The organism is Myxococcus vastator (assembly GCF_010894475.1).
GTDB lineage: Bacteria > Myxococcota > Myxococcia > Myxococcales > Myxococcaceae > Myxococcus > Myxococcus vastator.
In genome coordinates this window covers 1-24110 of sequence record NZ_JAAIYB010000077.1, presented here as the reverse complement: position 1 = coordinate 24110, position 24110 = coordinate 1, and the positions used below count along the sequence as shown (strand labels likewise).

The 24110-nt window shown below is 68.9% G+C and carries 16 protein-coding genes; 10 read left to right on the top strand and 6 right to left on the bottom strand.

What is annotated here, in order from left to right:
• The first annotated feature begins 302 nt into the window (after nt 1-302).
• From G4D87_RS10595 to G4D87_RS10555, 10 genes are all read left to right on the top strand, one after another.
• Entirely contained in the window at nt 303-1655 is a 1353-nt protein-coding gene (locus G4D87_RS10595; RefSeq protein ID WP_163781526.1) for a hypothetical protein, read from the top strand.
• A gap of 373 nt (nt 1656-2028) precedes the next feature.
• Complete coding sequence (locus G4D87_RS39960) at nt 2029-3243, top strand: Tox-REase-5 domain-containing protein (RefSeq protein ID WP_275902273.1); 1215 nt, start codon at nt 2029-2031, stop codon at nt 3241-3243.
• Between the two features lie 13 nt (nt 3244-3256).
• Nucleotides 3257-3982 carry an immunity 52 family protein gene (locus tag G4D87_RS10585; protein ID WP_163781521.1) on the top strand — a complete coding sequence of 242 codons (726 nt, stop codon included), beginning with the start codon at nt 3257-3259 and terminating at the stop codon, nt 3980-3982.
• 386 nt (nt 3983-4368) lie between these two features.
• Nucleotides 4369-4986: a DUF6624 domain-containing protein gene (locus G4D87_RS10580; RefSeq protein WP_240358174.1), complete on the top strand. Its 618-nt coding sequence runs from the start codon at nt 4369-4371 to the stop codon at nt 4984-4986.
• A gap of 11 nt (nt 4987-4997) precedes the next feature.
• Nucleotides 4998-6245 carry a hypothetical protein gene (locus G4D87_RS10575; protein WP_240358173.1) on the top strand — a complete coding sequence of 416 codons (1248 nt, stop codon included), beginning with the start codon at nt 4998-5000 and terminating at the stop codon, nt 6243-6245.
• 3 nt (nt 6246-6248) lie between these two features.
• Nucleotides 6249-7577 carry a JmjC domain-containing protein gene (locus G4D87_RS10570; RefSeq protein ID WP_163781517.1) on the top strand — a complete coding sequence of 443 codons (1329 nt, stop codon included), beginning with the start codon at nt 6249-6251 and terminating at the stop codon, nt 7575-7577.
• 61 nt (nt 7578-7638) lie between these two features.
• The gene (locus G4D87_RS38850) at nt 7639-7791 is read left to right on the top strand and encodes a hypothetical protein (protein WP_176409212.1); all 153 of its coding nucleotides are present in this window, start codon (nt 7639-7641) and stop codon (nt 7789-7791) included.
• 144 nt (nt 7792-7935) lie between these two features.
• A complete protein-coding gene (locus G4D87_RS10565; RefSeq protein WP_240358172.1) occupies nt 7936-9336 on the top strand; it encodes a hypothetical protein in 1401 nt (466 codons plus the stop codon).
• 30 nt (nt 9337-9366) lie between these two features.
• Nucleotides 9367-10155 carry a thioesterase II family protein gene (locus G4D87_RS10560; RefSeq protein ID WP_163781512.1) on the top strand — a complete coding sequence of 263 codons (789 nt, stop codon included), beginning with the start codon at nt 9367-9369 and terminating at the stop codon, nt 10153-10155.
• Nucleotides 10152-10412 carry an acyl carrier protein gene (locus G4D87_RS10555; protein ID WP_163781510.1) on the top strand — a complete coding sequence of 87 codons (261 nt, stop codon included), beginning with the start codon at nt 10152-10154 and terminating at the stop codon, nt 10410-10412. The genes G4D87_RS10560 and G4D87_RS10555 overlap by 4 nt, the downstream gene beginning before the upstream one ends.
• A gap of 4 nt (nt 10413-10416) precedes the next feature.
• On the opposite strand, the gene G4D87_RS10550 is transcribed toward G4D87_RS10555, so the two are convergent.
• The 6 genes from G4D87_RS10550 to G4D87_RS10525 form a co-directional block, all read right to left on the bottom strand.
• Entirely contained in the window at nt 10417-15936 is a 5520-nt protein-coding gene (locus tag G4D87_RS10550) for a type I polyketide synthase (protein ID WP_163781508.1), read from the bottom strand.
• 75 nt (nt 15937-16011) lie between these two features.
• Nucleotides 16012-16476, bottom strand: a complete 465-nt coding sequence (locus G4D87_RS10545) for a hypothetical protein (protein ID WP_240358171.1) — start codon at nt 16474-16476, stop codon at nt 16012-16014.
• Nucleotides 16476-17639, bottom strand: coding sequence for an ArsA family ATPase (locus G4D87_RS10540; protein ID WP_163781504.1), 1164 nt, complete (start codon nt 17637-17639; stop codon nt 16476-16478). The genes G4D87_RS10545 and G4D87_RS10540 overlap by 1 nt, the downstream gene beginning before the upstream one ends.
• Nucleotides 17640-17657: 18 nt before the next feature.
• Complete coding sequence (locus G4D87_RS10535; protein ID WP_163781502.1) at nt 17658-18737, bottom strand: patatin-like phospholipase family protein; 1080 nt, start codon at nt 18735-18737, stop codon at nt 17658-17660.
• Nucleotides 18737-23044, bottom strand: a complete 4308-nt coding sequence (locus tag G4D87_RS10530) for a non-ribosomal peptide synthetase (protein ID WP_163781500.1) — start codon at nt 23042-23044, stop codon at nt 18737-18739. Before G4D87_RS10530 ends, G4D87_RS10535 begins: the two co-directional genes overlap by 1 nt.
• A partial coding sequence (locus tag G4D87_RS10525; RefSeq protein ID WP_163781498.1) for a beta-ketoacyl reductase occupies nt 23041-24110 on the bottom strand: 1070 nt, incomplete at its 5' end. The genes G4D87_RS10525 and G4D87_RS10530, both read right to left, overlap by 4 nt.

Sequence of the window (24110 nt, the reverse complement as noted above, 5' to 3'; positions counted from 1 at the left end):
ATGGTGGCGCGCAGCCCGCCCCACCTCCTGCCCCCTCGTGGACCAGTCGCTGCAGCGCGCGGCGCTGCCGGATGCTCAACCGAATACCTCCCGCTGCGAAAGCCATCACCGTTTCCTTGGGGCCCTTCGTGCCGCCCGGCGATGCCACTCTACCCCACAATGACTTACTTCGGATGGCTTAACGGCGGCCCTCAATCACTCTCACCACTGCAGATTCACTGCCGGCACGGCGCCAACCGAGAAGCCGACCGGGAGACGTGTGTTTCTCGTGCCTCATTCCGGGGCACGCACAGGAGGCGTGTATGCACAGGAAGCGAATATGTCTGGCCGCGCTGTTGCTGGTGTTTCTGCTGCCGATGACGGGATGGGCCTCGGAGCCCCCCGCTCCCGAGGAAGTGGCATCATCCACCCCACCGACACCTCCAGCGCGCAAGTGGCACTACCTGACGCGCATGGAGGCCACGACGCTGGCGTTCCTGCATCGTGCTGGCGTGGGGGAAGACGAGGGCTTCATGCAGGTGGAGCCCACCTTCATCCTCGATGGGGGCCCCGAGTTCGGCGTCAACGTGGGCGCTCCCGTGCGCTTCCGCATGTGGGGCGGGAACGATGGCGGGGCCCTCGTGCGTCGCGAGGACTGGGACACGCTCTCGGACTGGGGGCAACTCGTCCGTGGCCTCAAGTTCGGCTCGAATAACGCGCCGCTGGGGGTGTGGTTCGGTGGCCTGGACAGCTACAGCCTCCTCACCGGGCATTTGGTCCGCCGCTACTCCAACCGCGCGAATCCGGACTACCGCCCGGCAGGAGGCTTCCTCACTTGCACAGTGGGGCCCCTCTATACGGAAGCGTTCGTCTCGGACGTGCTGGGCGCGCGGCTGATGGGCGCGGAGTTCTCCCTGGACATGGAGCACATCCTCTTCGGCAAGCCCAGGCAGCAGGGGCGCTACACCCTGGCGCTGTCAGCCGTGCATGACTGGGGACGAGCGGGTGGACGCGCGCCCTCGGTGACGTTGGCGCACCTGGACGCAACGGCGGTCGTCCTGGTGCGGCCAGGGTTTGAAGCCCTCGTGATTGCGGGATGGGGCGGTCGCCCTGGAGAGGATGTCGCGTGGGGGGCGGTCGTCGGCGTGGGCGCGGACGCGGTGACTCCGACACTGGACATGACCCTGCGGCTGGAGGTGCGGAGTCAACAAGGCGGTTTCCGACAAGGGTTCTTCGGTCCCGACTACGAGCTGGCGCGCTTCAAAGCCGCGGGTCCGGATGACGTGCCGCTCGCGGATGCTTCGTTTCCCGATGGCTACTCGGCCTATGGCGAGGCGGTGGTGGGCTGGGACGCCGTCAGCTACGGGGGCCTCTACAAGCACCTGAAGCTGTCGCTGGGCGCGGAGGCGTTCTCCTGGGGGCGCTTCGACGTCGACGGGCGCGTGGCGGTGCAGCTCTTCGAGCGCAGCTTGGAAGTGGCGTTGAAGGGCCTGCGCGTGGGCCTGGGACAACCCGGAGCGCGCTACCTTGGAGCGGCGGAAGTTCGCTGGCGATTCCTGGACGGGAAGCTCTACGCGATGGGCACGGGTGGCACGCTGCTCTTCCCCACGGCGGAAGGGACGCTGCGACCGGGGGCCTTCGCGTCGGTGGGCCTGGGGGTGGACAATGCGCGCTAACCCCTTGCTGTTGGTGGTGGCGGTGCTGGCCACGGGATACGCCTCACTGGTCCCCGCCACGACCCAAGCTCGCCCCATGAGCAACGCGCCTCGTAGCAGTGCGTCGCTTGTGGAAGCTCTCCCTGCGCCGTCATCGCCGCTCGGCGTGGCAGGGCCCGACGAATCGGCGCGGCTCAATCGCCGCCGAGTCCTCAGAGATGACGCGACGGGAGCGAGAGCGGGCACCGTGGCGCCAGCGGTGGGCGGTTCCGTCCCGAGTGGCCCCGCGAGGGCGGATGCCTGGGACGCGCTGCTCTCGCGCGCGGGGATTGAGGAACGGGACGCGCGCCCGATTGCAGGAGGTTCGCTGACCCCAGCTCAGGCGGCGCGGCTGTTGGAAGCGCTGTTGGGGAAGCCGGTGACGCTGGCGCAGTTCCCCTCACGCCTCGCGGTGGGCCACCTGCTGCGCAAGGCGCTGGAAGTGGGCGAGCTATCGCGCGCCGAACTGCTCCGCCAGGTTGAGCGTTTCTCCAGCGTGGCGGTGCTGCGGCCTGACGGCTGCCTCGCGTGGGTGCGCAGCGGGAAGACACAGCAGCGCGTGGCTCCCGTCGAGTGGCGGGACGGTGGCTTCCGCGCCCACGGCTTCGAGCTGGGCCGATTCTACGATGGACGCACGGGCGTCTACCGGTTGCTGGACGACGCTTTGCGAGAGGTGGATGGGCGACCGTTGGCGGACGTCCACGACGACGCGGATTATGTGGGGCGCACCCTGGACGGGGCCGAAGCGGCATTCGTGAAGCTGGCGCTCTCCGTGGGCCACTTCCTCACCTATCCGCTGGACAGCATCGCGGCCCTCAAGAATCTGCCCGCTGGTGTGGCGACGCTCATCGCGTCGTCACCGGAATACTTCGAGCGCTTCCGTTACATGACGCGGGGCGAGCAGATTCAGGCCGTGGCCGAACTGGCCACGAACCTCGTTCTCACGACAGGCACCGCCGCCGCCACCACACGCACGGTAACAGGGGCACTGGCGGGGGCAGAAGCCATGGTGCCGAGGGTGGCCTTGTCGGCACAGGGGGCACTGACCATCGAGCGCGTGGCGGTGCCCGTAGGACGCGCGGCGTCGGTACTTGGAGGTGGCCCAGGAGCCGCCATCATCCTTCAGCGGGTTGGCACAGCGGAGAGGCAGACGGGGCCATCCAAGGGGCCAGGACAGTGGGGTCCGGCAAAGGAGTCCATGAAGCCCCGAGCGCGGCGCTACCAGGAACAAATCACGGGTCACTCCACAGACGAGGCATACTGGGTAGGTGGCACGAGTACGAAGGACGGAGGCGTAAAATTCGATGGGTTCGAGAAGGGCATACTGCTGGAGGCGAAGGGACCGGGCTATGCGCAGTTCTTTGATGGCCTCGACCCGAAACGCTGGTTCAAGAACTCAGGGGCAGAGGCACTTATCCAGCAAGCGCAACGGCAGCTCGAAAAGGCTCCTTCGGGTGTGCCTATTCGGTGGCACATCGCGGAGCGAGAGGCTGCCGATGCCATCCGAAAGCTGCTGGGAAGCCGAAACCTAGACGAAATCGAAGTTGTCTTCACGCCTCCGCTGCCATGAGGAAAATCAGACCATGGACGAAGCTTACTATCTAGGAACCTACTGGGGCGCGCGGAAAGAATCAGCGAGCGAATGTGCTGTGCGTGCTGAGGCGCTGTTGTCACATCTGCCTGATGTTGATCCTTCCTTTGATCGATGGTTTCAGCAAGGCAAGTCACGCAAGTCCGCTCTGAAAAAACCAATTGAGACGAGTGCGGCGCAAATGGAGAGGTGGGTCAACCGCGGCAAAGATTGTGTGGTTGAAGAACTTGGATATCGCCTCCGAGGCTGGAACGGTGTTCCCGATGACCGAGATGCAAGTAGTTTCGATGCTACGTGCGGGGGATGTTCTGCGCGCGTCAATAACTACTGGCTATTCGACTTGCCCATTCAGGGCGCTGTTGCATCTCGGGTGCTCACTGGACCTGTTCTCTCCAAGTTGCTGCGAGCAACGGCTGTAGCGTGGGAGCCTGACTGGGGAGTGGCGATGTCGCACGCCCACCGGAACATCGCTGAGCCTAGGCGCGCTGCAAAATCCCCTTATGTTGGATGGGTGACCTACCTCGCGCGGCATCGAGGGCCGGTGCCTCCCCTTCCTGCCCCGGTGCGCATCGAGCAGGTAGAGGACAAGGGAACCATCATCATCCTCACTCCCGAGCGCTTCACGGCCAGCAATCCGGAACATGTGGCGCTGGCTGAGCGGGTGCGAGAGCTGCTGGACCGAGCGGGACTGCTGAAGCCGCTCCAGGCTCAACCGTAGTGCGAAAGAGGGGCCGGGTCATCCGCTGCTCGGCCCCCCTCGACCGATCCCCGCCATGTTGCACGTATATCGCACGACACTGCGGACCGGACCGGGACGGGACACCAGGGGACGCGGCGGGACATCGAAGTTGAGGCGTTCCGGACGGTCACGAGGTAAGGGCGCGATTCTGCTGGGAGTTGCGCACCGTCCGGAGCGGGTTCGATTCCCGCCGCCTCCACACTGTGAGACTCGGGTGTGAATAGGTTGCTGAGACTTTGTCTTCCACGTTCATCGTGTCTCCCCTCTGGTGACGACCGTTCCACCGCGACCGGCTGCTAATGTAGGCGGCCATGAGCCTCGTTGAACGACTGCAGGATTCACGCCGCAGCGGCGCAGGTGTCGCCATGACGTCGACTCGCACGGGGACAACGAAGCAGCGGCAAGGACGGCCGTCCCGGAAGGTCCCACGCGCAGCTCGGACTCCGGGCGTCGCTCCCCGACCCACCGTCAATCGCGACCTCCGCGGGCAGTTGCTGCGGCTGGACCGCATCGACAGCACCTTGCGTTCGGCGTGGGTGGCAACGGAGTTCAAGGACCGCGACCTCGAACGCAAGCTCCAGGCCCTCACCGACGCGGGCATTGAATGGCTGCGCGAGACGATCAAGGCCCACGGCTGGCCCGGACATCGCCTCGTGGGCCGAAGCGGGGCCGCAGCCGCCTGGCGGCTGATTCAACATGCCGAGTGCTCGCTGGCCTTTCAGAAGCGCTGCCTGAAGTTGCTGCGGGACGCGGCGGCGCGCGGCGACGTTCCCCTCCAGCAGGTGGCCTACCTCACGGACGTGGTGCGCATGCGCGAGGGAAAGAAGCAGTTGTATGGAACGAAGTTCCGCAAGGTGAAGGGCGAGCTCGTCCCCTACCCCATTGAAAAAGAGGCCTCGGTCGACTCGCGCAGGAAGGAACTGAACCTGCCGTCGCTGTCCGCCTACGCGCGGAAGCTCCGCCGCGCCTTCCAACCGTCCTGACGGGAGCTGCCATGCACCGCGCCTTCGATTGGCAGCCCTTCGTGAAGCAACACTGGGAGAAGACTCCCGCGCGGCTGGCACTGCCTGCCCCCATCCTCCCCGCCGAGCAGGTCTTCCAGGCCGCGATCTCCGCCTGTGCCCCCTTCCGCCACGGGACACGCTTCCGCGCCCTCCCCGACGCGCGCTTCTTCGTGGAGGCCGCCAGGCTCGCGGCCCCGGGGACGCTCCTCCCCGGTGAAGACGACGCGACCCTGGCCGCCTTCTCCCGCCGCGCCTCCACGCACCTGGACGGCGCGTCCTTCCAGCTCCACATCGAACAGCCGTTCATGTTCGACTTCGCCCTCTGGAGCGCCTTGCGCGACTTCCTCCGGGGGCTCCTGGAGCGCGTGGGCGTCCCGGTGCTACCCATGGCCACCGACCTGCTGCTGGGCCGCTTCACACGAGGCCCGCAGGGCATCGCGAAGCGGCCCCACCATTCGCTGGTGACGCTGGTCCTCCAGGGTCGGCTGCGCGTCCGGCTCTGGAAGAAGCTCTGGGGCACGCCCCCCAACGAGACAGAGGACTTCGACCGCCACCTGGACAAGGCCACCACGCTGGAGGCCGGTCCGGGGGAGGTCCTCTACGTCCCCTCTCGCTACTGGCAGCTCGAGGAAGCCCAGGGTGACTGCATGGCCGTCCGGGTGTGGATTCCCGTCAAGGGGAGCCGGCCCACGGACGCGGTCAAGGACGTGCTCGTAGGGCTCCTCGAAGCGCAGCACCCCCACGACGAGCGCGTGCCCTACCATCCCTATCCCTGGCGCCGGCCACGCAAGGGCGCACAGGCCACCATTCCGTCCGTCGAGCAGACCGCGGACACCCTCCACGCGCTGACTCGGGAAGAAGACGTCCAGCAGTTCCTCCGTCTCATCTGGGCCCGGAGGGTCAGCGCCTGCGCGCTCGAGCCCGTTCCGCCGCCGGCCCCGGCTCCGAACCTCTCAGACACAGACCGGGTGCGGAGGACGACGCCTGCCACGGACATCATCCGGATGAAGGACCCGTCGGGGCTGTGGATCTGGGCCGTCAACGGACATGCCTTTCCCGGCCCCAACGAGGCCGGGGGACAGCGGCTCCTCGACGCCCTGTCCTCCGAAGCGCCGCCTCGCGTCGGTGAGCTGTGCAACCTGGCTCGCCCCGGTCCGCAGCGTGAGGCCCTTCGCGCCACGCTGGCGGCGCTCGTCCGGCTGCGCGGCATTCACGTCATCACCGGAGCGGAGGTCTGACGCATGCCCGCCTTGGAAATCGCCACCCGCTTCGACTGGGACACCTTCGTCAGGCGCTACTGGAACCAGCGCCCCGTGCTCTTCAAGGGAACGCGGGCCTCGCCCTTCACCGTCGACGACGTCTTCGAGGCGTCGGCCGGCGCCACCCAGCGCTACCTGTCCCGCAGCTACGCGCCGACCTCACGGCCAGACGTCACCTTCACGGTGGACCGGCTGCGGCAGCTCCGCTCCCGGGAGTGGCTGCCCCGAGCGTCCGATGGCTCCCTGGACGGGTATGACGCCCGCATCGCCTCGCAGCTGGGCGAGCGCCGCTACGCCCTCATCATCGCCACCCTGCACGCCTCCGGCTTCCCGCTCTGGTCACGGCAGCGCGCCTTCTTCTCCGGCCTGTGGCAGCGCGTGGGCCTGCCCGTGACGGGCGGCATCACCACGCTGTTCCATGGGACGTACGAACACAGCCCCGTGGGGGTCCACCTGGACCGCTTCACCACGTTCCTGTTCGCGTTGCGTGGACGCAAGCGGATGCGCTTCTGGCGCAAGCGGCCGTGGCGCGAGGACGTCTCCACCATCCTGGACTACCAGCCCTACCTGGCGTCGTCCTTCGTCGCGGAGGTCGAGCCCGGCGACATCCTCTACTGGCCCTCCACGTACTACCACGTGGGCGAGAGCGCCGGCACAGGCGTGGCCAGCAGCGTGAATGTCGGCATCCCCATCACCGAACACCACGCCATCTATTCCGTGGACGACCTGCTGCGCGGGATGCTCGACGAGACGTCGCTCGCTGACCAGGAGTGGAAGCAGACGCGGCTCGCGCGGGTGTCTGCGTCGCCCCTGGCTCGCGGTGCCCTCACGAAGAGCGGTGTCCTGGCCACGAAGCTGCCCCAGGCGCTCACCGAAGCCGTGAGCGCGTTTCGCGAGGTCAGCCACCCGAAGGAGGCGCGGCGACACCTCCAGGCCACCTGGCTCAAGCGGTTGACCTCGGGAGGCTTCGAGCCCGTGCCGCCTCCCACCCGTGAAAAGCCGTTGTGTGACTCACACCTCGTGCGGGTGGACCCGAGCTTCCCCGTCCTCTTCGAACGTGACGGCGCCACCCGGTGGATTTGTTCCGCCAATGGACATGCCTTGCGCGGCGTGGATGGTGGACGCGCCGTTGAAATATTCTTCCGAAAGCTGAACTCTGGCGCGGCTGTAGGCGTCGAGGCGTTGCTGCGGCCGTTTCGGACACGACGCACCGCGAGACATGACTCGGAAATCATTGCCGCGACGCGTGAGGGAATGCGTGACCTCCTGAAAAAACTACACGCGTTTCACGCAATCACTCTCAGCGCTTGACGCATCCGCCGTCAGCGCCCAGGCTTGGCCCGCAGTCCACATCCAGCGATGGAGGAGTGTCATGACGAAGACGAAGGCGAAGGCCCCCCGGTCGTCCAAGCAGGCCAAGCAGAAGCTTGTGAAGCTGATGAACGTCATGGAGAAGACCACGGTTCCCGCCGCCACGACGGCCGTGGCCGGCACCTGTGTCCGCATCTACTGCTTCCCCTACTGAAGCCCTCGGGCCGCTGGAGGTCGTCCCAGCGGCCCGCTTTCCAACCTGCGCAGTGTGCCTCGCGGAACCGATGTAAGGCATTCTGGAGCCCACAGCCCCTCTCACTATCCTGTCACCCTCCGGAATCTCCCGAGGAGCCGTGACATGAAAAGCGCTGTCGACCTGCAGGGCAACCCACTGAGCGACATCTCGCTCGCCGCGATGCGGCGCTGGCTGCTCGAAGCCGATGTGCTGGGCTACCTGCCACAGATTGCCGCCACGGAGTCCGAGGCCCGCCTCTGGACGTACTACGGGTTCGGCGTCCGGCGCATCGAGGAGGCCGTCCGCACGAGCGGGTACGCCGTCCTCGACGACGCCTCCGTCCTCACCGAGGACCTGGACGCCATCGTGGCGCTGCGGGCGTTCATGGCCGCCGCGCCCCCGCTCATGGACGGCCAGCGGAGGCTCGTGGAGCAGCTTCGCGCCTTCGCCGCGGAGCGGGACGCGCTGGCGCAGGGCCGTCCGCTCACCGCGCGCGAGCTGTTCTCCCTCTGGTATTTGAAGGCCGTGCCGGGCGCCTACATGGCGCAGCGCCTCCAGCTCGCGGACGTGGACGAAGCCACGGTGCGGCGCATCGCGAAGCTCTCCGCCGTGGGACTGCAGATGTTCGACGACGGGGTGGACCTCCAGGCGGACCTCGGCCGGGGGCGCCTGTGGTTGAGCGCGGAGGAGCTCGAGCTGCTGGGGTTGTCCTCGACGCCGCCCGCGACGCTGGCCACCACCGCGGGGGAACGCATCATCCAGATGCGCAAGGCCATCTGCCTCGAGTACTTCCTCGCGGTGTATGACGAGGCCTCTCGCATCGCCTCGCCGGAGAGCCGCAAGCGCGCCCAGTCCTTCGCGGAGGGCTGGCTGAGCTTCCTCCAGCAGGGCTCCCTCAAGCTCTACCCGCCCGGGAGCCCCAGGCCCTGGGACTCCGTGCAGCGCGTCCTGAAGGCGCTGCCGGGCTCGGAGACGGTGAAGCTGCCCGTGCTGCACTCGCTGTTCTCCCTCATCGCCGCCCTGCCGCTTCCCCCCGTGGACGTGGAGGCCTGCCGGCGGGAGCTGCGACAGCTCGGGGGCTGTCCTCAGGCGCTGGCGCCCGAAGTGGCCCTGGAGGTCATGGGTGCCTGCGAGGCGGAGGGGGACACGGCGAACTTCGACGCGCCCGGGCCGGAGGCCTCCGTGCTGGAGCGCGTGCTGCGGGCCTCGCCCTCCCAGCACACGGCGGCGGACTTCGCGCGGCGCTGCCGCGAGTCGACCGAGGGCTCTCCGTCCAACCTGCGCGACCCCAACCTGTCGGAGGTGTTCGCCAGCGGGCGCAAGCTCGCGGAGCGCACCGCGCGGAACTCCGTCACCGCCCGGGAGAACTTCCTCCAGCAGCTTCGTCCAGGCTCACGACGGGGCCCCGTGGTGGACGCCGAGCTGGCCGAGCGGTTCTCACGCGACGGCGCGGACTGGCTCGCGCTGGGAATCGAGACGCTCGCGGCGACGGCCCGCGGAGTCCGCGCCGGCTGCGGGAAATAGGTCCTCTGGCCGTCACCCCCTCCATCGTCAATGAATCCTGAATCCAGCATCGCGGTGGCCGAGTCTCCCTGGCTCGTCCGCCGCAAACCCCAGGCGTCGCCTCGCCTCCGGCTGTTCTGCTTCCCCTACGCGGGCGCGGGCAGCCTCCCCTACTTCCGTTGGCCGGACCTGCTCCCGGAGGCGGACCTCGAGGTGTGCGCCGTGCAGCCGCCCGGCCGGGAGAGCCGCCTGCATGAGCCCTCCGTGGAAGAGCTCCCGCAGTTGCTGGACGCGCTCGTAAGGGAGCTGTCGCCGCTCTTCGACAGCCCCTTCGCCTTCTTCGGCCACAGCCTGGGCGCGCTCATCGCCTTCGAGCTGACGCGCGAGCTCCGCCGCCGGGGACTGCCGCTGCCTGGCACGCTGCTCGTCTCCGGCTCCGAGGCGCCCTCCCAGCGCAGCGGACTTCCCCCACTGAGCGGCCTGCGACGAGACGACTTCATCCGCGAGCTGTCCGCGCGCTACGACGGCATTCCGCGGCAGGTCCTGGCGCAGCCGGAGATTCTGGACCTCATCCTCCCCATCCTGCGCGCGGACTTGAAGATCTCAGAGCGCTACACCTACCAGGAGGAGCCTCCGCTTCCGGTGCGGCTGTGTGCCTTCGGGGGCACGCGCGATCCTCGCGTCTCGGAAGCCGCGCTCGACGCGTGGCGACTGCAAACCCAGCAAGCGTTCTCGATGAAGATGTTTCCAGGCGGCCACTTCTTTCTCAACGAGCTGACGGCCCAGGTGGTTCAGGCCGTCCATGCCGAACTCGCAGTTGGAGCAACCCCAGCGCCATGAACAGAGACGACCTGCTCGATGACCTGACCCGCTATGTCGCGGAGGAGCTCCTGGACGGGGACGCGGAGGACCTCGACTCCTCCACGCCCCTGCTGGAGCTCGGCGTGCTGAACTCGCTGGAGACCGCCCGGATGATGGGCTTCGTCCAGAAGAAGTACGGCATCTCCATTCCCTCGGAGTCGCTGAAGGTCGAAAACCTTCAGACGATCTCCGCCATCGCCGACCTCGTCTACGACGCGAGGCCCCGGCAGCCGTAGCCGCTCAGCGGCCCCGACGCAGCATGGCCTGGACGGCGTCATCGTCCAGGCTGTCGACGTCCGCCAGGAGCGCCTCCAGCTCCGCGTCCTCGGGGGCCTCCTCCACGGGCGCGGCTGCTTCTTCCTTCAGGCCAAGGACTTCGGCCGCCAGGTAGTCCACCAGCCCGTTCACGGTGGGGTTGTCGAAGGCCACCGTCGCGGGCAGCGAGGTGCCCAGGCTCCGCTGCAGGACGTTGCGCAGCTCCACGGACATCAGCGAGTCCATGCCGAACTCGAAGAAGCCCTGGTTGGGGTCCAGCGACTCCGTCGTGGGGCGCCCCAGCACGCCGTTGACCAGCTCGCCCACGTGCGCACGCAAGGCGCCGCGCCGCTCCTTGAGCTCGAGCCGCTCCAGTCGCTGACGAATCCCCTCGCTCGCCGCGGGGCTGGCCTTCTCGATGAAGGCCTCGAACAGCGGCGAGCGTCCGCGCCGCCCGAGCACCGCCCAGTCCACGGGGAGGACACCGAGCTGACCGCTCAGCCCCAGGGACTGCTCGAACACCTGGAGCCCGTCTTCCGGAGGAATCACGCCGAAGCCCAGCTGCTCCATGCGGCGACGAATCTGCTCCTCCGCGGCCGCGCCCACCTCGGCCCACGCGCCCCAGTTGAGGCTCAGGGCGGGCAGCCCGTCGGCATGGCGGGAGCGGGCCAGCGCATCCAGGAACGCATTCGCGGCCACGTAGTTGGCCTGTCCCGCCGAGCCGATGAGCGACGCCGCCGAGGAGAACACGACGAAAAAATCCAACGCCGTGCCTTGCAACGCGCGGTGGAGGTTCCAGCCACCGGAGACCTTGGGCGCGAAGGCCTTGGCCAGCCGCTCCGGCGTCATCTGCACGAAGAGGCCATCATCGATGACTCCCGCGGAGTGGATGACACCACGCAGGGGCGGCACGCTCCCGGAGAGCCCGGCGAGGACGCGCTCCACGTCGGCGGCCACGGCCACGTCGCCCTGCACGCAGTGGATGGTGACGCCGCGCTGCTCCAGCGCCGCCAGTCGAGTGCGCGCCTCGGGCCCCGGCTCACGCCGGCCCATCAGGACCAGGTGACGGGCGCCGCGCTCCGCCAGCCGCTCCGCGACGATAAGCCCCAGTCCGCCAAGGCCACCCGTGACGAGATAGCTCGCGTCCGGCTTCAGCGCGGCTTCGCCGCTCGCCCCACGGAGCCTCCGACTGCGCACCAGCCGAGGCACCCGGCGCGTCGCTCCGCGAAACGCGAGTTCGTCCTCGGCGCTCGCACCGAGCAGCTCGGCCTGAAGCTGGGCGACTTCGTGTTCGGGCGCGCTGGCGTCCAGGTCCACGCGTCGGCAATGGAGGTCCGGATGCTCGCGGGTGATGGATTTTCCCAGGCCCCAGAGGACCGAACTCTCCAGGTGGGTGATGCGCTCCTTCTCCGAGGTCGCCTGGGCACTGCGGGTCACCAGCCAGAGCGAGGTGCGCTGTCCCTTGGCCTCGACGAGCGCCTGGGCGAGCGCGAGCACACGCGCGCCGTGTCCAAGGGCCCGTGCGGGGACGTCGTCTCCACCACCGTCGAGGCTCCACAGGTCCACCACATGCAGCGGCCCTTGCAGCGCCTCCGGGCGCAACGGGCCCAGGAGCGCGAGCGCCGAATCGCGACCATCGACCGTGGCTCCAGCAGCCACTGTCACCACGTGCCAGCCCTGCTTCGTCAGTCGCTCGGCCAGGCGCGCGCCCAGACCCGCCGCGTCAGCGAGGATGAGGCACTGTGTCCCAGCAGCGTTCGCCGCCTCCGCGGGAGCCTCCAGCGGACGGGGCTGCCACTCCAGCTCGTACAGCCAGCTCTGGTAGCGCTTGCTCTTCGCGCCCAGGAGTCCTTCCCGGGTGATGCGCCGGAGCAGCAGCTTCTCCACCGTGGCCACGCGCTCCCCATCCGCCGTGAGCAACTGGAGGTCGCACACGTAGCCAGGGCCCTTCGGGTCATCGCTCCGCGCCAGCGTCGCATGGGCCCACACCTCGCCCAGCCCGCCGCGCCGCACCTGCACCTTGCCGACCCCCACGGGGAGGTAGGCGGCATCCCCTTCCTCGTCGAGCACCGCGCCCACCATCTGGAAGCACGCGTCCAGGAGCGCGGGCTGAAGCTGGTACTGCCCCGCGTCCGCCGCCGCGCTGCCTGACAGGGCCAGGCGCCCCAGCACCGCGTTGTCACCCCGCCAGAGCGCCTGGATACCTCGGAAGCTGGGGCCATACGCGAGCCCCGCCTGCCCCAGCTTCGCGTAGTAGCCCTCCACCGGCACCTCGCGAGTCAGCGAGGCGCGCAGCCGCTCCACGTCGACACGCTCAGCTTGCGCGGCCGTCGACGCGGAGAGCCTTCCGTGCGCATGGAGGATCCACGCGGGCTCGCCCTCTCCCGTGCGCTCCTCCTGGCTGTGGATTTCGAAGCGGCCGGCGCGCTCGCCCTCCGGCGAGTAGAGCAGGTGCACCTGGCGCGCCCCTTCCTCTGGAAGGAAGAGGGCCTGCGAGAAGGTGATTTCATCCACCGTCCCGCCCGCCGAACCGAAGAGCGAGGCTCCCGCGGCGAGCCCCATCTCCACGTAGGCCGCGCCGGGCATCAAAATCTGTCCGTAGACGCCATGGTCCTTCAGGAACGCCGGCTTCTCGGCCCCCACCGAGGACTCGAACTGCCGCACCTGGGAAGGCGACGCGTGCGGATGGCCCAGGAGCGGATGCCCTGGCGAGGCCCCTGTCTCCGGCGCGGTGCTCACGCCCGGGATGTCCCAGGTGGACCCGTTGAGGTCCATCCAGTGGTTGCGCCGCTGAAAGGGATAGACGGGCAGCGCGACCTTGTGGCGCTCGCGGCCCTGGTCCACGCCCCGCCAGTCCACTGGCACACCCGCGACGTGAAGGGCCGCGAGCCCCTCCAGCAGCTGCTGCCAGTCCGAGCGCTCCGGCCGCAAGCTGCCCACCCAGAGCACGTCCTCCTTCGTGACGCAGGACTGGCCCATGGTCACCAGCGTCGGCTTCGGGCCAACCTCAAGGAAGGCCTTCACGCCGGCCTGCTCCAGCGTCTGCATGCCCCGAGCGAACATCACCGGCTCACGAAGGTGCCGCACCCAGTACCGGGGCGTCAGGATTTCCTTCCCCGCCTCGCGCCCGCTCAGGTTCGAAATCAGCGGGATGGCCGGAGGCTGGAGCTTCACCTTCGCCACGGCCGCTGAGAACGCGTCGAGGATGGGGTCCATCAACGCGGAGTGGAACGCGTGCGAGACGCGCAGCATCGTGCCGCGCTTGCCCTTCCGCGTCAGCTCGGCCACGCAGTCGTTGACGGCGGCCTCGCGCCCCGAAATCACCACGTTGCGGGGACCGTTGAGCGCCGCGATGGACACCTGCCCGTCATACCGGGAGAGCAGCGCCTCCACCTCCGCGGCCTCCGCGGACACGGCGGCCATCGTCCCGCCCGCGGGCAGGGACTGCATCAGCCGGGCGCGCGTGGCGATGAGCGCCAGTCCTTCTTCCAGGGTGAAGACGCCGGCCACGCAGGCCGCCACGAACTCACCCACGGAGTGCCCCATCACGAAGTCCGGGCGAAGGCCCCACTGCATCCACACCTGCGCCAGGGCGTACTCGAGCGCGAACAACGCGGGCTGGGTGAAGCCCGTCTCGTCCAGCCGGGCTCGCGCCTGCCCGTCGCGCTCGGGAGGATGCAGCAGGTCGATGAGCGACTGGCCCATCAACGGCTTCAGCACGGCGTCACAGCGCAGGAGCGCCTCGCGGAAGGTGGGCTCGGTGCGGAAGAGCTCCTCTCCCATGCCCAGCCACTGCGCGCCCTGCCCGGTGAACAGGAAGGCCAGCCGGGGCGCCCCGTCCGCCTTCCCGCGCACCACCGACGATGACGTCTGCCCAGCCAGGAAGGACGTCAGCTGCGCCTGCATGGCCTCCTGTGAGCTCCCCAGCACCGCGAGCCGGTACCGGAAGGCGTCCCGCCCCGTGTTCGCGGTGAAGCAGATGTCCTCCAGTGACTGTGACGCGAGCCCCGGGCCGCCGAGCGCCTGCGCATAGCGCTGGGCCAATTCGTTCAGCGCCTGGGGGTTGCGCGCGGACAGCGTCAGGACGTGCATCGGCCGCGGCGTCGCCTCCGACGTTCGCGCGGGCGCGGGCGGAGCTTCCTCGATGAGGACATGCGCGTTGACGCCGCTGAGCCCGAAGCCGCTGACTCCGGCCACGCGGGGCTTGTCGCCCTTGGGCCACGGCGTCACCTGCGTGGGGATGGCGATCTGCAGCTGCTGCCAGTCCACGGCCGGGTTGGGCGTGCGGAAGTGCAGGTGCGGGGGAATCTCATCCTGTCCCAGCGACAGCACGACCTTGATCATCCCCGCGGCGCCGGCGGCGGACTCCAGGTGCCCGAGGTTCGTCTTCGCGGAGCCGACGAGCAACGGCGCGTCCGCGCCGCGCCCGTGCCGGAGCACCGCGTCCAGCGCCCGCAGCTCAATCGGGTCACCCAGCGGCGTCCCCGTGCCATGGGCCTCGATGTAGTTCACGTCCGCTGGGGCCAGGCTCGCCGACTCCAGCGCCTTGCGCAGCAGCTTCTCCTGCGCGGGCCCGTTGGGAACCGTCAGGCCGCCGCTGAGCCCGTCATGATTCACCGCGGAGCCACGGATGACAGCGAGGATGCGGTCGTTGTCCCGCTGCGCATCCGAGAGCCGCTTGAGCACCAGGACGCCGCAGCCCTCGCCACGTCCGTAGCCATTCGCGGACGCATCGAACGTCTTCGAGCGCCCATCCGGCGCCAGCGCCCGCATCTTCGACAGGACGATGTTGTTGTCCGGCCGGAGAATCACGTTCACTCCGCCCGCGAGCGCCAGGGAGCACTCCCCCTGCCGCAGCGCCTGGCAGGCCAGGTGGGCGGAGACCAGCGCGGAAGAGCACGCGGTCGCCACCACCATGGAGGGGCCCTGGAGGCCCAGCACGTAGGACACACGACCCGCGGAGAAGCTCAGCTCGTTCCCGGTCCCCATGTACGGCAGGTCCCGCGTCTGCACCGCGTTGAAGGGAACGCGCCCGTAGTCACTGCTCAGGAAGCCGACATAGACGCCCGTGTCGCTGCCCACCAGGGAGCCCGGGGCGATTCCGGCGTCCTCCAGGGCCTCCCACGACACCTCCAACATCAAGCGCTGCTGCGGGTCGACGTAGTTCGCCTCGCGCGGCGACAGTCCGAAGAACTCACTGTCAAAGCCAGCGATGGGTTGGTTGAGGAACCCACCCTCACGGACCACCATCTTCCAGCCCGCGTCCGGGTCCGCCGCGTAGTACGCGTCCACGTCCCAGCGGTCCGGCGGGACGGTGCTCACGGCATCGACGCCGCCGCGCAGCAGCTCCCAGTAGGCGCGCGGGTCGTTCGCGCCACCGGGGAACCTGCACCCCATGCCGATGACCGCGATGGGCTCCGAGCGCGCGCGCTCCAATCCATCCACGCGCGCCCGGAGGGTCTTGATTGCCAACGCCGCCCGTTGCAAGGGCGTCATCGACTCCATCGAGAGAGCATTCTCCTCGTTGGACATCCTCACTCGAATGGATTCATCAGACACTGCCCACCCCTTTCGCTGCGACTAGCTGATGGAAATCTTCTCCAGCGGTTCCGGCGCGGGGCTGGACGCGGTGCCCGTCGCAGCCTCGCTCGTGACGCTCGCCGGAGGCGCACGGCGGTCACTGGGCCGGGCGCACGCCTCGGAGGTCGGCGCCCCCTTCGGCCGCTTCGCGAGGATCAGGTCCCCCGCCTTCTGGAGCACATCACCAAACGACACCCCGGACCGGTGCGGCTGGCCCGCCGCCGGAGCCGTGTGCGCCTGCTTCGCCCGGTCCTCGATGGCCGCGTCGATGTGCTGCAGCTCATGAATCTGCGCTTCGAGGATGTGCGCGACGCCCTTGAGCGCCTCCTGCTTGGCGCGGAAGAGCTGCTGCACCAGGCCTCGCCCGCCCGGAATCAGGGCGTTGGTGAGCTCGGCGAACCGAGCGCCGTACTCCGGTGAAGCGCCAAAGGAACCCTGCGGATAACGGTCATCTTGCGTGGACATCAAACACCTCTTTCTTTTTGGAAACTCACGATGAGCCGGTCACCCTCCATGCGGGCGCCCGACGTCGGGAGGAGTGCAATCATCCGAGGCAACACGACGTTGCGCCGGACGGCCCCGACCTGGATGACGAACTCCGCGCCGCGGCGGAAGAGCTCGACCTCGCTCTTCGCCACGAAGGGGAGCCGCACCTCCAACGAATACGCGTCCACTGCGTCCTTGCGGATGCCCAGGGCAGGCTGCGGGGCCGTGAGACGGACGGGGTCCTCTCCCTGGTAGAGCTGCTCCGCGAAGACTTCCAGCGGCTTCTCCCCCACCACCTCCGTGGCCTGGTGCGGGACCCTCAACATCAGCAGCGACGAAAAGGCGCCCTGGAGCTTCTCCAGTTGTGCCTGCTGCGTCTTGACCCGGTCGGAGCCGGCGTCGGCGGCTTCCGGTGCGAGCCGGTTGATGACGACGCAGTCCACCGCGAGGCCGAGCAGGCTGAAGTACGTGTACGCCCGCTGCGCCTCCTGCCCGGACACCGTGTCCGCGGTGGTCACCAGCCGGAGGGTCGTCACCTCCGGGTCGTGCAGCAGCGCGTCCACGGCGTTCAGCCGGTCGCGAACCTCCAGGCTCGCGTCCGCGCCATGGAGGCTCGCCGCCAGCAGGCGTGCCCTGCGCCCCGGCTGCGCGGGCGCCTGCTGCTTGCGCGCGTACCAGCTCATCGCCGGCACGGTGTTGAGCAACTGGAGGGCCGTGCGGGTGGACGGGCAATCCACGATGACGAGGTCGTGCTGCTGCTCGCGGAGGGACTCGCCCAGCCGGAGGAGCATGACGACGTGGGCCGCCTCGGCCGTCATCGCCACCTCCCCCGCATTCACGCGCTCCAGCCCGCCATCCACGAGCGCGGCCAGTCCACCCTGGCCCTCGTTCCATCCCCGGCGGAGCTCTTCTCCAACGTCCACCTCGTGGAAGGACAGGTGGTCGTTGACGCCCACGGGCACGCCCCGGGGCCCTGAGAAGAGCGGACGCTCGACGCCCATGGCGGCGCTGAGGCCGTGGGACTGGTCGAACGAGAGCACGAGGGTCCGGAGCCCCCGGCGGGAGGCCGCGAGCGCCGTCGCGGCCGCCACCGTGGTCTTCCCGGAGCCGCCGGTACCGGAGACAAGAATGATCCTGGCCATCTCAATCCACCTTTGGGGCTAGGCCGCCTTCGCCGCGTCCGACACCCAGCCCGACTTCCCGATCCACGTCTGCGCACGGTTGAGCTGCGAGACGGTGGACTGGGTGCTCAGCAGGCTCTGGACGGTGGACTCCACCTGCTTGAGGTTCGCCGCGGAGAGCGTCTGGTCCACCACCGGATTCAGCCGGAAGTACTTCTTCCGCAGAATCATGCGGCACTGGTAGTCCGCCGCGTCCGAGCCGGCCTCCAGCATCATCTTCACGAGCACCATGGGGTCGTGGAAGTCCAGCAGCCACTTGGAGAAGCCCCAGTTGGCCACGCCCTGACAGAAGTGCGGCGTGAGGTACGAGGACATGCAGCCATTGCCCACCGACATCATCAGGATGTTCGTCAGGTCGGGCGGCTCTGTCTCCAGCGTCTCCACCTTCTCCGCGCGGCTCTTGCGGGTGATGTTGTTGATGATCTGCGCCAGCGCCACCAGCGACGGGTTGTTGGCGTAGATGCCGCCGTCGACGTAGCCGCTGCCCTGCTCCCGGATGCCCTGGTAGACGGGATAGGAGAGCGGAGGCGAACCGCTGCGCATCAGCACGTCCACCACCAGCTCGTTGTGGTCGGTGTCGTTGTCCGGACCGGTGTTGTGGAAGACCTTGGCCTTCCAGGTCCGCAGCGACTTGCGGTGGCCGTCGAGCTGGAAGGACGGCAGCGCCACCTTCCGCTTCAGGTCCCCCAGGCGCAGCGTGGCGCCGAAGTAGCTGCAGAAGAAGTCGCGCATGTAGCTGGAGTCGAGCAGCGCGGCGTTGCCCGTCAGCGCCATGGCGGTCCGCCCCAGCGACACCGCCTTGCGGTTCATCTGGACGACCTCACCCCAGAAGTCGAGGATCTTGGGGAAGGCGTCGTCGGGGTTCTCGTAGGTGGCGAAGAACGCGGCGTTGAAGGAACCCGCGGACGTGCCGGAGAACAGCTCCACGTCGTTCAGCAGGCTCTGCCCGCCTCCGCGGCTGGTCAGCGTCTCCTTCAACGACTTGAGCAAGCCCGCGGTGACATACCCCTCACCACCGGAAATAGACGTACCATCCATTGCAAGGACTCGGTGCGGCATCACATGACCTCCATGGGGAGCTGCGCAGCCAGCCCCGTTGCTGGCATCTCCGCCCGAGACATTTCTGCGATTGGCGGGAGCGTCAAAACCCTATCCAGACATTTCTGTATTTCATTTGCAAGCACGACCACGTTCCGCTCATCCATGATGAGCGTCATGTGATTGCCTGGCACCGGTATCACTTCCGTCCCCGCAAGCGCGAACCTGCGCACACTGTCGACGAGCGGGTCGCCGCCAATGGTCACCGGACCCGTCCTGAAAAGTGTGGCGGAGCCTCCGTACGAAGAGAACGTATAGAGTTGCTCGGAGCGGCGTGTTGCCAGGAAATTCCGGGCCGTCAGCGTGCTGTCTCGCAAGAAACGCCACAGGTATGAATACTGCCCATCTGTATCCCGACGAAGCAGGTCTGCCCAGGCCTCGGGCAGGCTGATGCCCATCCATTCGCCTATCAATCTCAGGCTGGCATAGTCCCGCGGCATCTGGGCCTCCCCCAGCACCTTGATGAGCTGGGAGCCCGCGGGAAGCTCTTGCGGGGTACCGTCGTGCGCGGCCAGCCGGTCCAGCGCCGCGCCGTCAATCAAGCCGAGCAGCGCCACCTGCTCCCCGAGCGCCTCGAGCTGCCGCGCCATCTCACAGACGACGAGCCCGCCGTAGGACCAGCCCGCGATGCGGTAGGGCCCGCGCGGTTGGACCTGCCGCAGGGCCGCCACGTACAGCGCGGCGGTGTCCTCGATGGTCTCCGGTGGCAGTTGGTCATCCATGACGCCAGGCATCTGGAAGCCGAACACGGGTTGCTCCTCGTCCAGGTGGCGGGCCAGGGTGACGTAGACGGCCGGGCTGCCAGCGGACGGCGGGGCGAGGAACAGCGGCGGCTTGTGCCCCAGGGGCTTCAGCGCCACCACACAGGCAGGGAGCTGGCGAATCAGCGCGGTGACCTTGCTGGCGTGTTCGTCAACCCAGTGCGCCAGGGCCTCCACGGTGGGCCGGTCGAACACCTCGTTGAGGGGCACCTCGATGCCCAGCTTCGCGGAGATGCGCGAGATGAGCGTGACGGCGAGGAGCGAGTGGCCTCCCAGCTCGAAGAAGCTGTCGGTGGGCGCCACGGTGCTCAGCCCCAGCAGCTCGGCGAACAGCGCCTGGAGCTGCCGCTCCGTCTCGGTCCGCGCCTCCGTGCGGGCCAGCGCGCTGGCCACCGGGGCCTCGGACACCACGGGTGGGAGCGCCTTGCGGTCAATCTTCCCGCTGGGCGTCAGCGGCAGCTCCGGGAGGACGGCGATGACCTCCGGCATCATGTATTCGGGCAGCACCTCGCGCAGGGACTTGCGCAGCTCGGCCCGCAAGTCCTCGTTCTCCATCGACTGGGGCTGCACGTAGGCCACCAGGCGCGGCGCCCCGCCAGGCAGCCGCTGCAGGAGCACCGCGGCCTGGACGACGTCGGGATGGCGGCCCAGCGCGGCCTCCACCTCTCCCGACTCGACGCGGTGACCTCGAATCTTGAGCTGGTCGTCCTGGCGGCCCAGGTATTCGATGCGTCCGTCGGAGAGGTACCGGGCGTGGTCCCCCGTGCGGTAGAGCCGCGAGCCCCCGGTGCCCCCGTCGAAGGGATTGGGGATGAAGCGCTCCGCCGTCAGGTCCGGCCGGCGCAGGTAGCCTCGGGCCAGTCCGACGCCGCTGATGTACAGCTCGCCGGGGACGCCGACGGGCACCGGCTGGAGATACCGGTCCAGGATGTACAGCCGCATGTGCGGAATGGGACGGCCAATGGGCACGCGCTCCGGCGGCAGCGCGCCCTCTGGCAGCAGCGTCTCGAAGCAGCACGCCACCGCGGCCTCGGTGGGGCCGTACTCGTTGATGACGCGCGTGGGGAGGCCCTGCTCTCGCCACGCGGCCAGGTCCACGCCGTGCAGCCCTTCCCCGCCCAGCACCACCGCCTGCGTGCGGCCCAGCACCTCGCGCGTGCGCCCCAGGCCGTTGAAGGCGCGCAGGTGCGACGGCGTCATCTTGATGAAGCTGAAGCCCTGCTCGGGGTTGTCCCGGGACGTCAGCTGGTCGATTTCATGTCCTCGCGGCACGAGGAACAGCGCGCGGCCCGCGAGCAGCGGCGCGAAGAGGCTCGTCAGCGTGCCGTCGAAGCTGACGGAGCCAATCACCGGGCTCCCCGTCCCTTCGCGGAGCCGGTAGGCGTCCACGCTCCAGCGCAGGTAGTTGACGATGCTCCGGTGCGTCACCTCCGTGCCCTTGGGCCGGCCCGTCGAACCCGACGTGTAGAGGATGTAGGCGAGCTGGTCGGGGAGCACGTCGCGGCGGAGCTGCTGCCCCGGCGCGGCGGGCATGTCCCGGTAGTCTTCGTCGACGTGGAGCGTGACGAAGCCCCCCATGCCCCACAGGCGCTCGGACAGCTTCGCGGAGGAAATCACCACCCGCGGCCGGGCATCCGCGACGATGTGACGGAGCCGGTCCGCGGGCTCGTCCGCGTCGAGCGCGAGGAACGCGCCCCCTGCCTTCATCACCCCCAGCAGGCTCACGATGAGCTCCGGCGAGCGGTCCAGGTGGACGCCGACCACCACCTCCGGCCCCACGTCCAAGTCCTGGAGCGCCGCGGCGACCCGGTCGCTGAGCTGGTCGAGCTCGCCGTAGGTCAGCTCCCAGTCGTCCACGACGACGGCCACCGCATCCGGCGTGCGCAGCGCCTGGGCTTCGATGAGCGCGTGGAGGCACGCGCCCTCCGCCTCCGGCGTCCCCGTGTCGTTCCACTGCCGGAGCACGCGCTCGCGGACGTCGGCGGGGAGCACGGGCAGCTCGCCCACGGGCCGCTCGGGCTCCGCCATGAGCCCTTCGAGCAGCACCTGGAAGCAATCCACGTAGTGCTGGACGGTGCCTTGCTCGAAGAGGTCCCGGTTGAACACCATCCGCGCCGACAGCCGGTCGCCGTGGTCATCCACGAAGAGGCTGAGGTCGAAGCGTGACGCCTCCGCCTCGAACTCGAGCGGCCGCATCCGGATGCCCGTCTCGTCCTGGGCCTCACCGGCGGCGCGGACCCAGGCGAACACCACCTGGAACAGCGGGTTGAAGCCCAGGCTGCGCGCGGGCCGCAGCTCCTCCACGAGCAGGTCGAAGGGCAGGTCCTGGTGCGCGAAGGCCCCGAGCACCGTCTCCCGCACGCGCTCCAGCACCGTGGCGAACCCCGGGCCGCCCCCGAGGTCCACCCGCATCACCAGGTTGTCCACGAAGAAGCCCACCAGCGGCTCCAGCTCCGTGCGCGTCCGGTTGATGGAGTTCGCGCCCAGGACGAGGTCCTCGCGCCCCGTGAGGCGGTGCAGCAGCACGAAGAACGCGCTCAGCATCCCCACGAAGGGCGTGGTGCGGGCCGCGTGGCTCCGCGCCTTCAGGGCGGCGGTGAGCGGGGGCCCCACTTCGAAGCGGACCTCGCCGCCTCGGTCCGACTGCACCTTGGGGCGCGGATGGTCCGTGGGCAGCTCGAGCAGCGGCGGCGCTCCCTCCAGCTTCTTGCGCCAGTAGTCCACCAGCTTCTGGCGAACCTCGCCCTGGAGGTACTCCCGCTGCCAGACGGCGAAGTCGGCGTACTGGAGCGTCAGGGGCGGCAACGGTGAGGGTTGGCCGCTGGCGAAGGCGCCATACAACGTCACGATGTCGCGGACGAGGATGGCCTGTGCCCACACGTCCGCCGCGATGTGGTGCAGGCAGAGCTGGAGGTACTGCCCCTGGGCGCCCCGCTCAATCACGAGCACTCGCATCACGGGGCCCGTGGCCAGGTCGAAGGGCCGCTTGCCCTCACGCTGGAGGAAGGCCTCCACGCCCGCGGGTTCGGAGGCCAGCACCTCGCGCTCGTCGAGCACGCGGAAGTCGAATCGGGGCTCCGGGTCGACAATCTGGACCGGGACGCCAGCGTGCTCGGCATAACGCGTGCGCAGCACCTCGTGGCGGCGGATGACCTCGGTGAAGCAGCGCTTCACGATGGCCACGTCGAGGTGACCGTCGACCTGCAGCGCCAGCATCAAGTTGTAGGCGGTGCTCCCGGGCTCCAGGCGGTCGAGGAACCACAGCCGCGTCTGCCCATAGGAGAGCGGCGCGGGCCCGGTGCGTTGAACCGGGACGATGGGCGCCTCCTCCTGGCCCTGGTCATGGGCGCGCAGGAGCTCGAGCAGCTCGGGCTTGTGCTCCGCCAGTGCCTGCCGAAGCTCCGGGCTGGCCGCGCCCTTCGGTCCGCGAAGCCGCAGCGCGTCGCCTTCCACCCGGACTTCCAGGCCCCGCCGATTCAGCTCGGCGAGCAGTTCCCCCAGGTTCATACCGTCAACTCCTCGATGTCGGCCGCGGCCTCTGCCGCGGGAGCACGCGCGAGCAGCTCCTTGAGCTCGAGCTGGGTGCTCAGCGCATCCACGATCCCGTCGAGCGTGGTGCCGTCGATGAAACGCGCCATGAGCAGGTCCACGCCCAGCTCGCGGCCAATGCGGTTCTTCAGCTCGACCGCGCGCAGCGAATCGAGCCCCATCTCGTTCAGGGAGATCTTCTTCTGGAGGACCTCGTGGTCCGGGGCGAAGCCCAGCAAGGGCCCCAGCCGGCTCTGCACGTAGCGCGTCAGCAACGCGCGCCGGCGCTCCGCGTCCGCCCGCTTCAGCTCTTCCATCAGCTCGTGCATCCGCGAAGCCGCCGCGGACCGGGCCTGCTCACGGAGCATCAGCTCGGAGAACAACGGGCCATGGCCGGGCGAAGGCCCCGCCTCCAGCGAGGAGACGCTGAAGGGCACCACGCCCACCTGCACGGCCCCCTGCTCCAGCAGTTGTTCGAAGACCTGCAGCGCCACTTCGGGGGAGAGGCTGGTGGCATCCGACGTCTCCGGCCGGTCCGCGCTCCTGGCGGCCATGCCCGCGCCCGCCCACCGTCCCCAGTTGATGCTGAGGGCAGGCAGCCCCTGTCGGCCGCGGTGGTGCGCCAGTGAATCGAGGACACTGTTCGCCGCCACGTAGTTGGACTGTCCCGCCACGCCCACCAGCGAGGCCGCGGACGAGTACATGACGAAGAGGTCCAGCGGCATCCCGGCCGTGGCGCGGTGCAGGTTCAGCGCGCCCTGCACCTTGGGCGCGAACACGCGCGAGAAGCGCTCCGCCTCCTGGTGCAGGATGACGCCGTCCTCCAGCACGCCCGCCGTGTGGATGATGCCTCGCAGGGGCTGGCCCCGCTCGGACACGCCCGCCACCAGTCGATTCACGTCCTCCTGACGTGAGACATCGGCGCGCGCGACGGTGACGTTGACGCCCCGCGCGGTCAGCGCCGCGAGCCGAGCGGTCGCCGCGTCCGTGGGCTCGCTCCGTCCCACCAGCAGCAGGTGCCGCGCCCCCGCCCCCACCAGCCACT

Excerpts from the sequence above, each read along its gene's own strand:
- G4D87_RS10595 (WP_163781526.1), top strand. The coding sequence starts at position 303 with ATGCACAGGAAGCGAATATGTCTGGCCGCGCTGTTGCTGGTGTTTCTG.
- G4D87_RS10585 (WP_163781521.1), top strand. The coding sequence starts at position 3,257 with ATGGACGAAGCTTACTATCTAGGAACCTACTGGGGCGCGCGGAAAGAA.
- G4D87_RS10580 (WP_240358174.1), top strand. The coding sequence starts at position 4,369 with ATGACGTCGACTCGCACGGGGACAACGAAGCAGCGGCAAGGACGGCCG.
- G4D87_RS10575 (WP_240358173.1), top strand. The coding sequence starts at position 4,998 with ATGCACCGCGCCTTCGATTGGCAGCCCTTCGTGAAGCAACACTGGGAG.
- G4D87_RS10570 (WP_163781517.1), top strand. The coding sequence starts at position 6,249 with ATGCCCGCCTTGGAAATCGCCACCCGCTTCGACTGGGACACCTTCGTC.
- G4D87_RS38850 (WP_176409212.1), top strand. The coding sequence starts at position 7,639 with ATGACGAAGACGAAGGCGAAGGCCCCCCGGTCGTCCAAGCAGGCCAAG.
- G4D87_RS10565 (WP_240358172.1), top strand. The coding sequence starts at position 7,936 with ATGAAAAGCGCTGTCGACCTGCAGGGCAACCCACTGAGCGACATCTCG.
- G4D87_RS10560 (WP_163781512.1), top strand. The coding sequence starts at position 9,367 with ATGAATCCTGAATCCAGCATCGCGGTGGCCGAGTCTCCCTGGCTCGTC.
- G4D87_RS10555 (WP_163781510.1), top strand. The coding sequence starts at position 10,152 with ATGAACAGAGACGACCTGCTCGATGACCTGACCCGCTATGTCGCGGAG.
- G4D87_RS10550 (WP_163781508.1), bottom strand. The coding sequence starts at position 15,936 with ATGGAGTCGATGACGCCCTTGCAACGGGCGGCGTTGGCAATCAAGACC.
- G4D87_RS10545 (WP_240358171.1), bottom strand. The coding sequence starts at position 16,476 with ATGTCCACGCAAGATGACCGTTATCCGCAGGGTTCCTTTGGCGCTTCA.
- G4D87_RS10540 (WP_163781504.1), bottom strand. The coding sequence starts at position 17,639 with ATGGCCAGGATCATTCTTGTCTCCGGTACCGGCGGCTCCGGGAAGACC.
- G4D87_RS10535 (WP_163781502.1), bottom strand. The coding sequence starts at position 18,737 with ATGCCGCACCGAGTCCTTGCAATGGATGGTACGTCTATTTCCGGTGGT.
- G4D87_RS10530 (WP_163781500.1), bottom strand. The coding sequence starts at position 23,044 with ATGAACCTGGGGGAACTGCTCGCCGAGCTGAATCGGCGGGGCCTGGAA.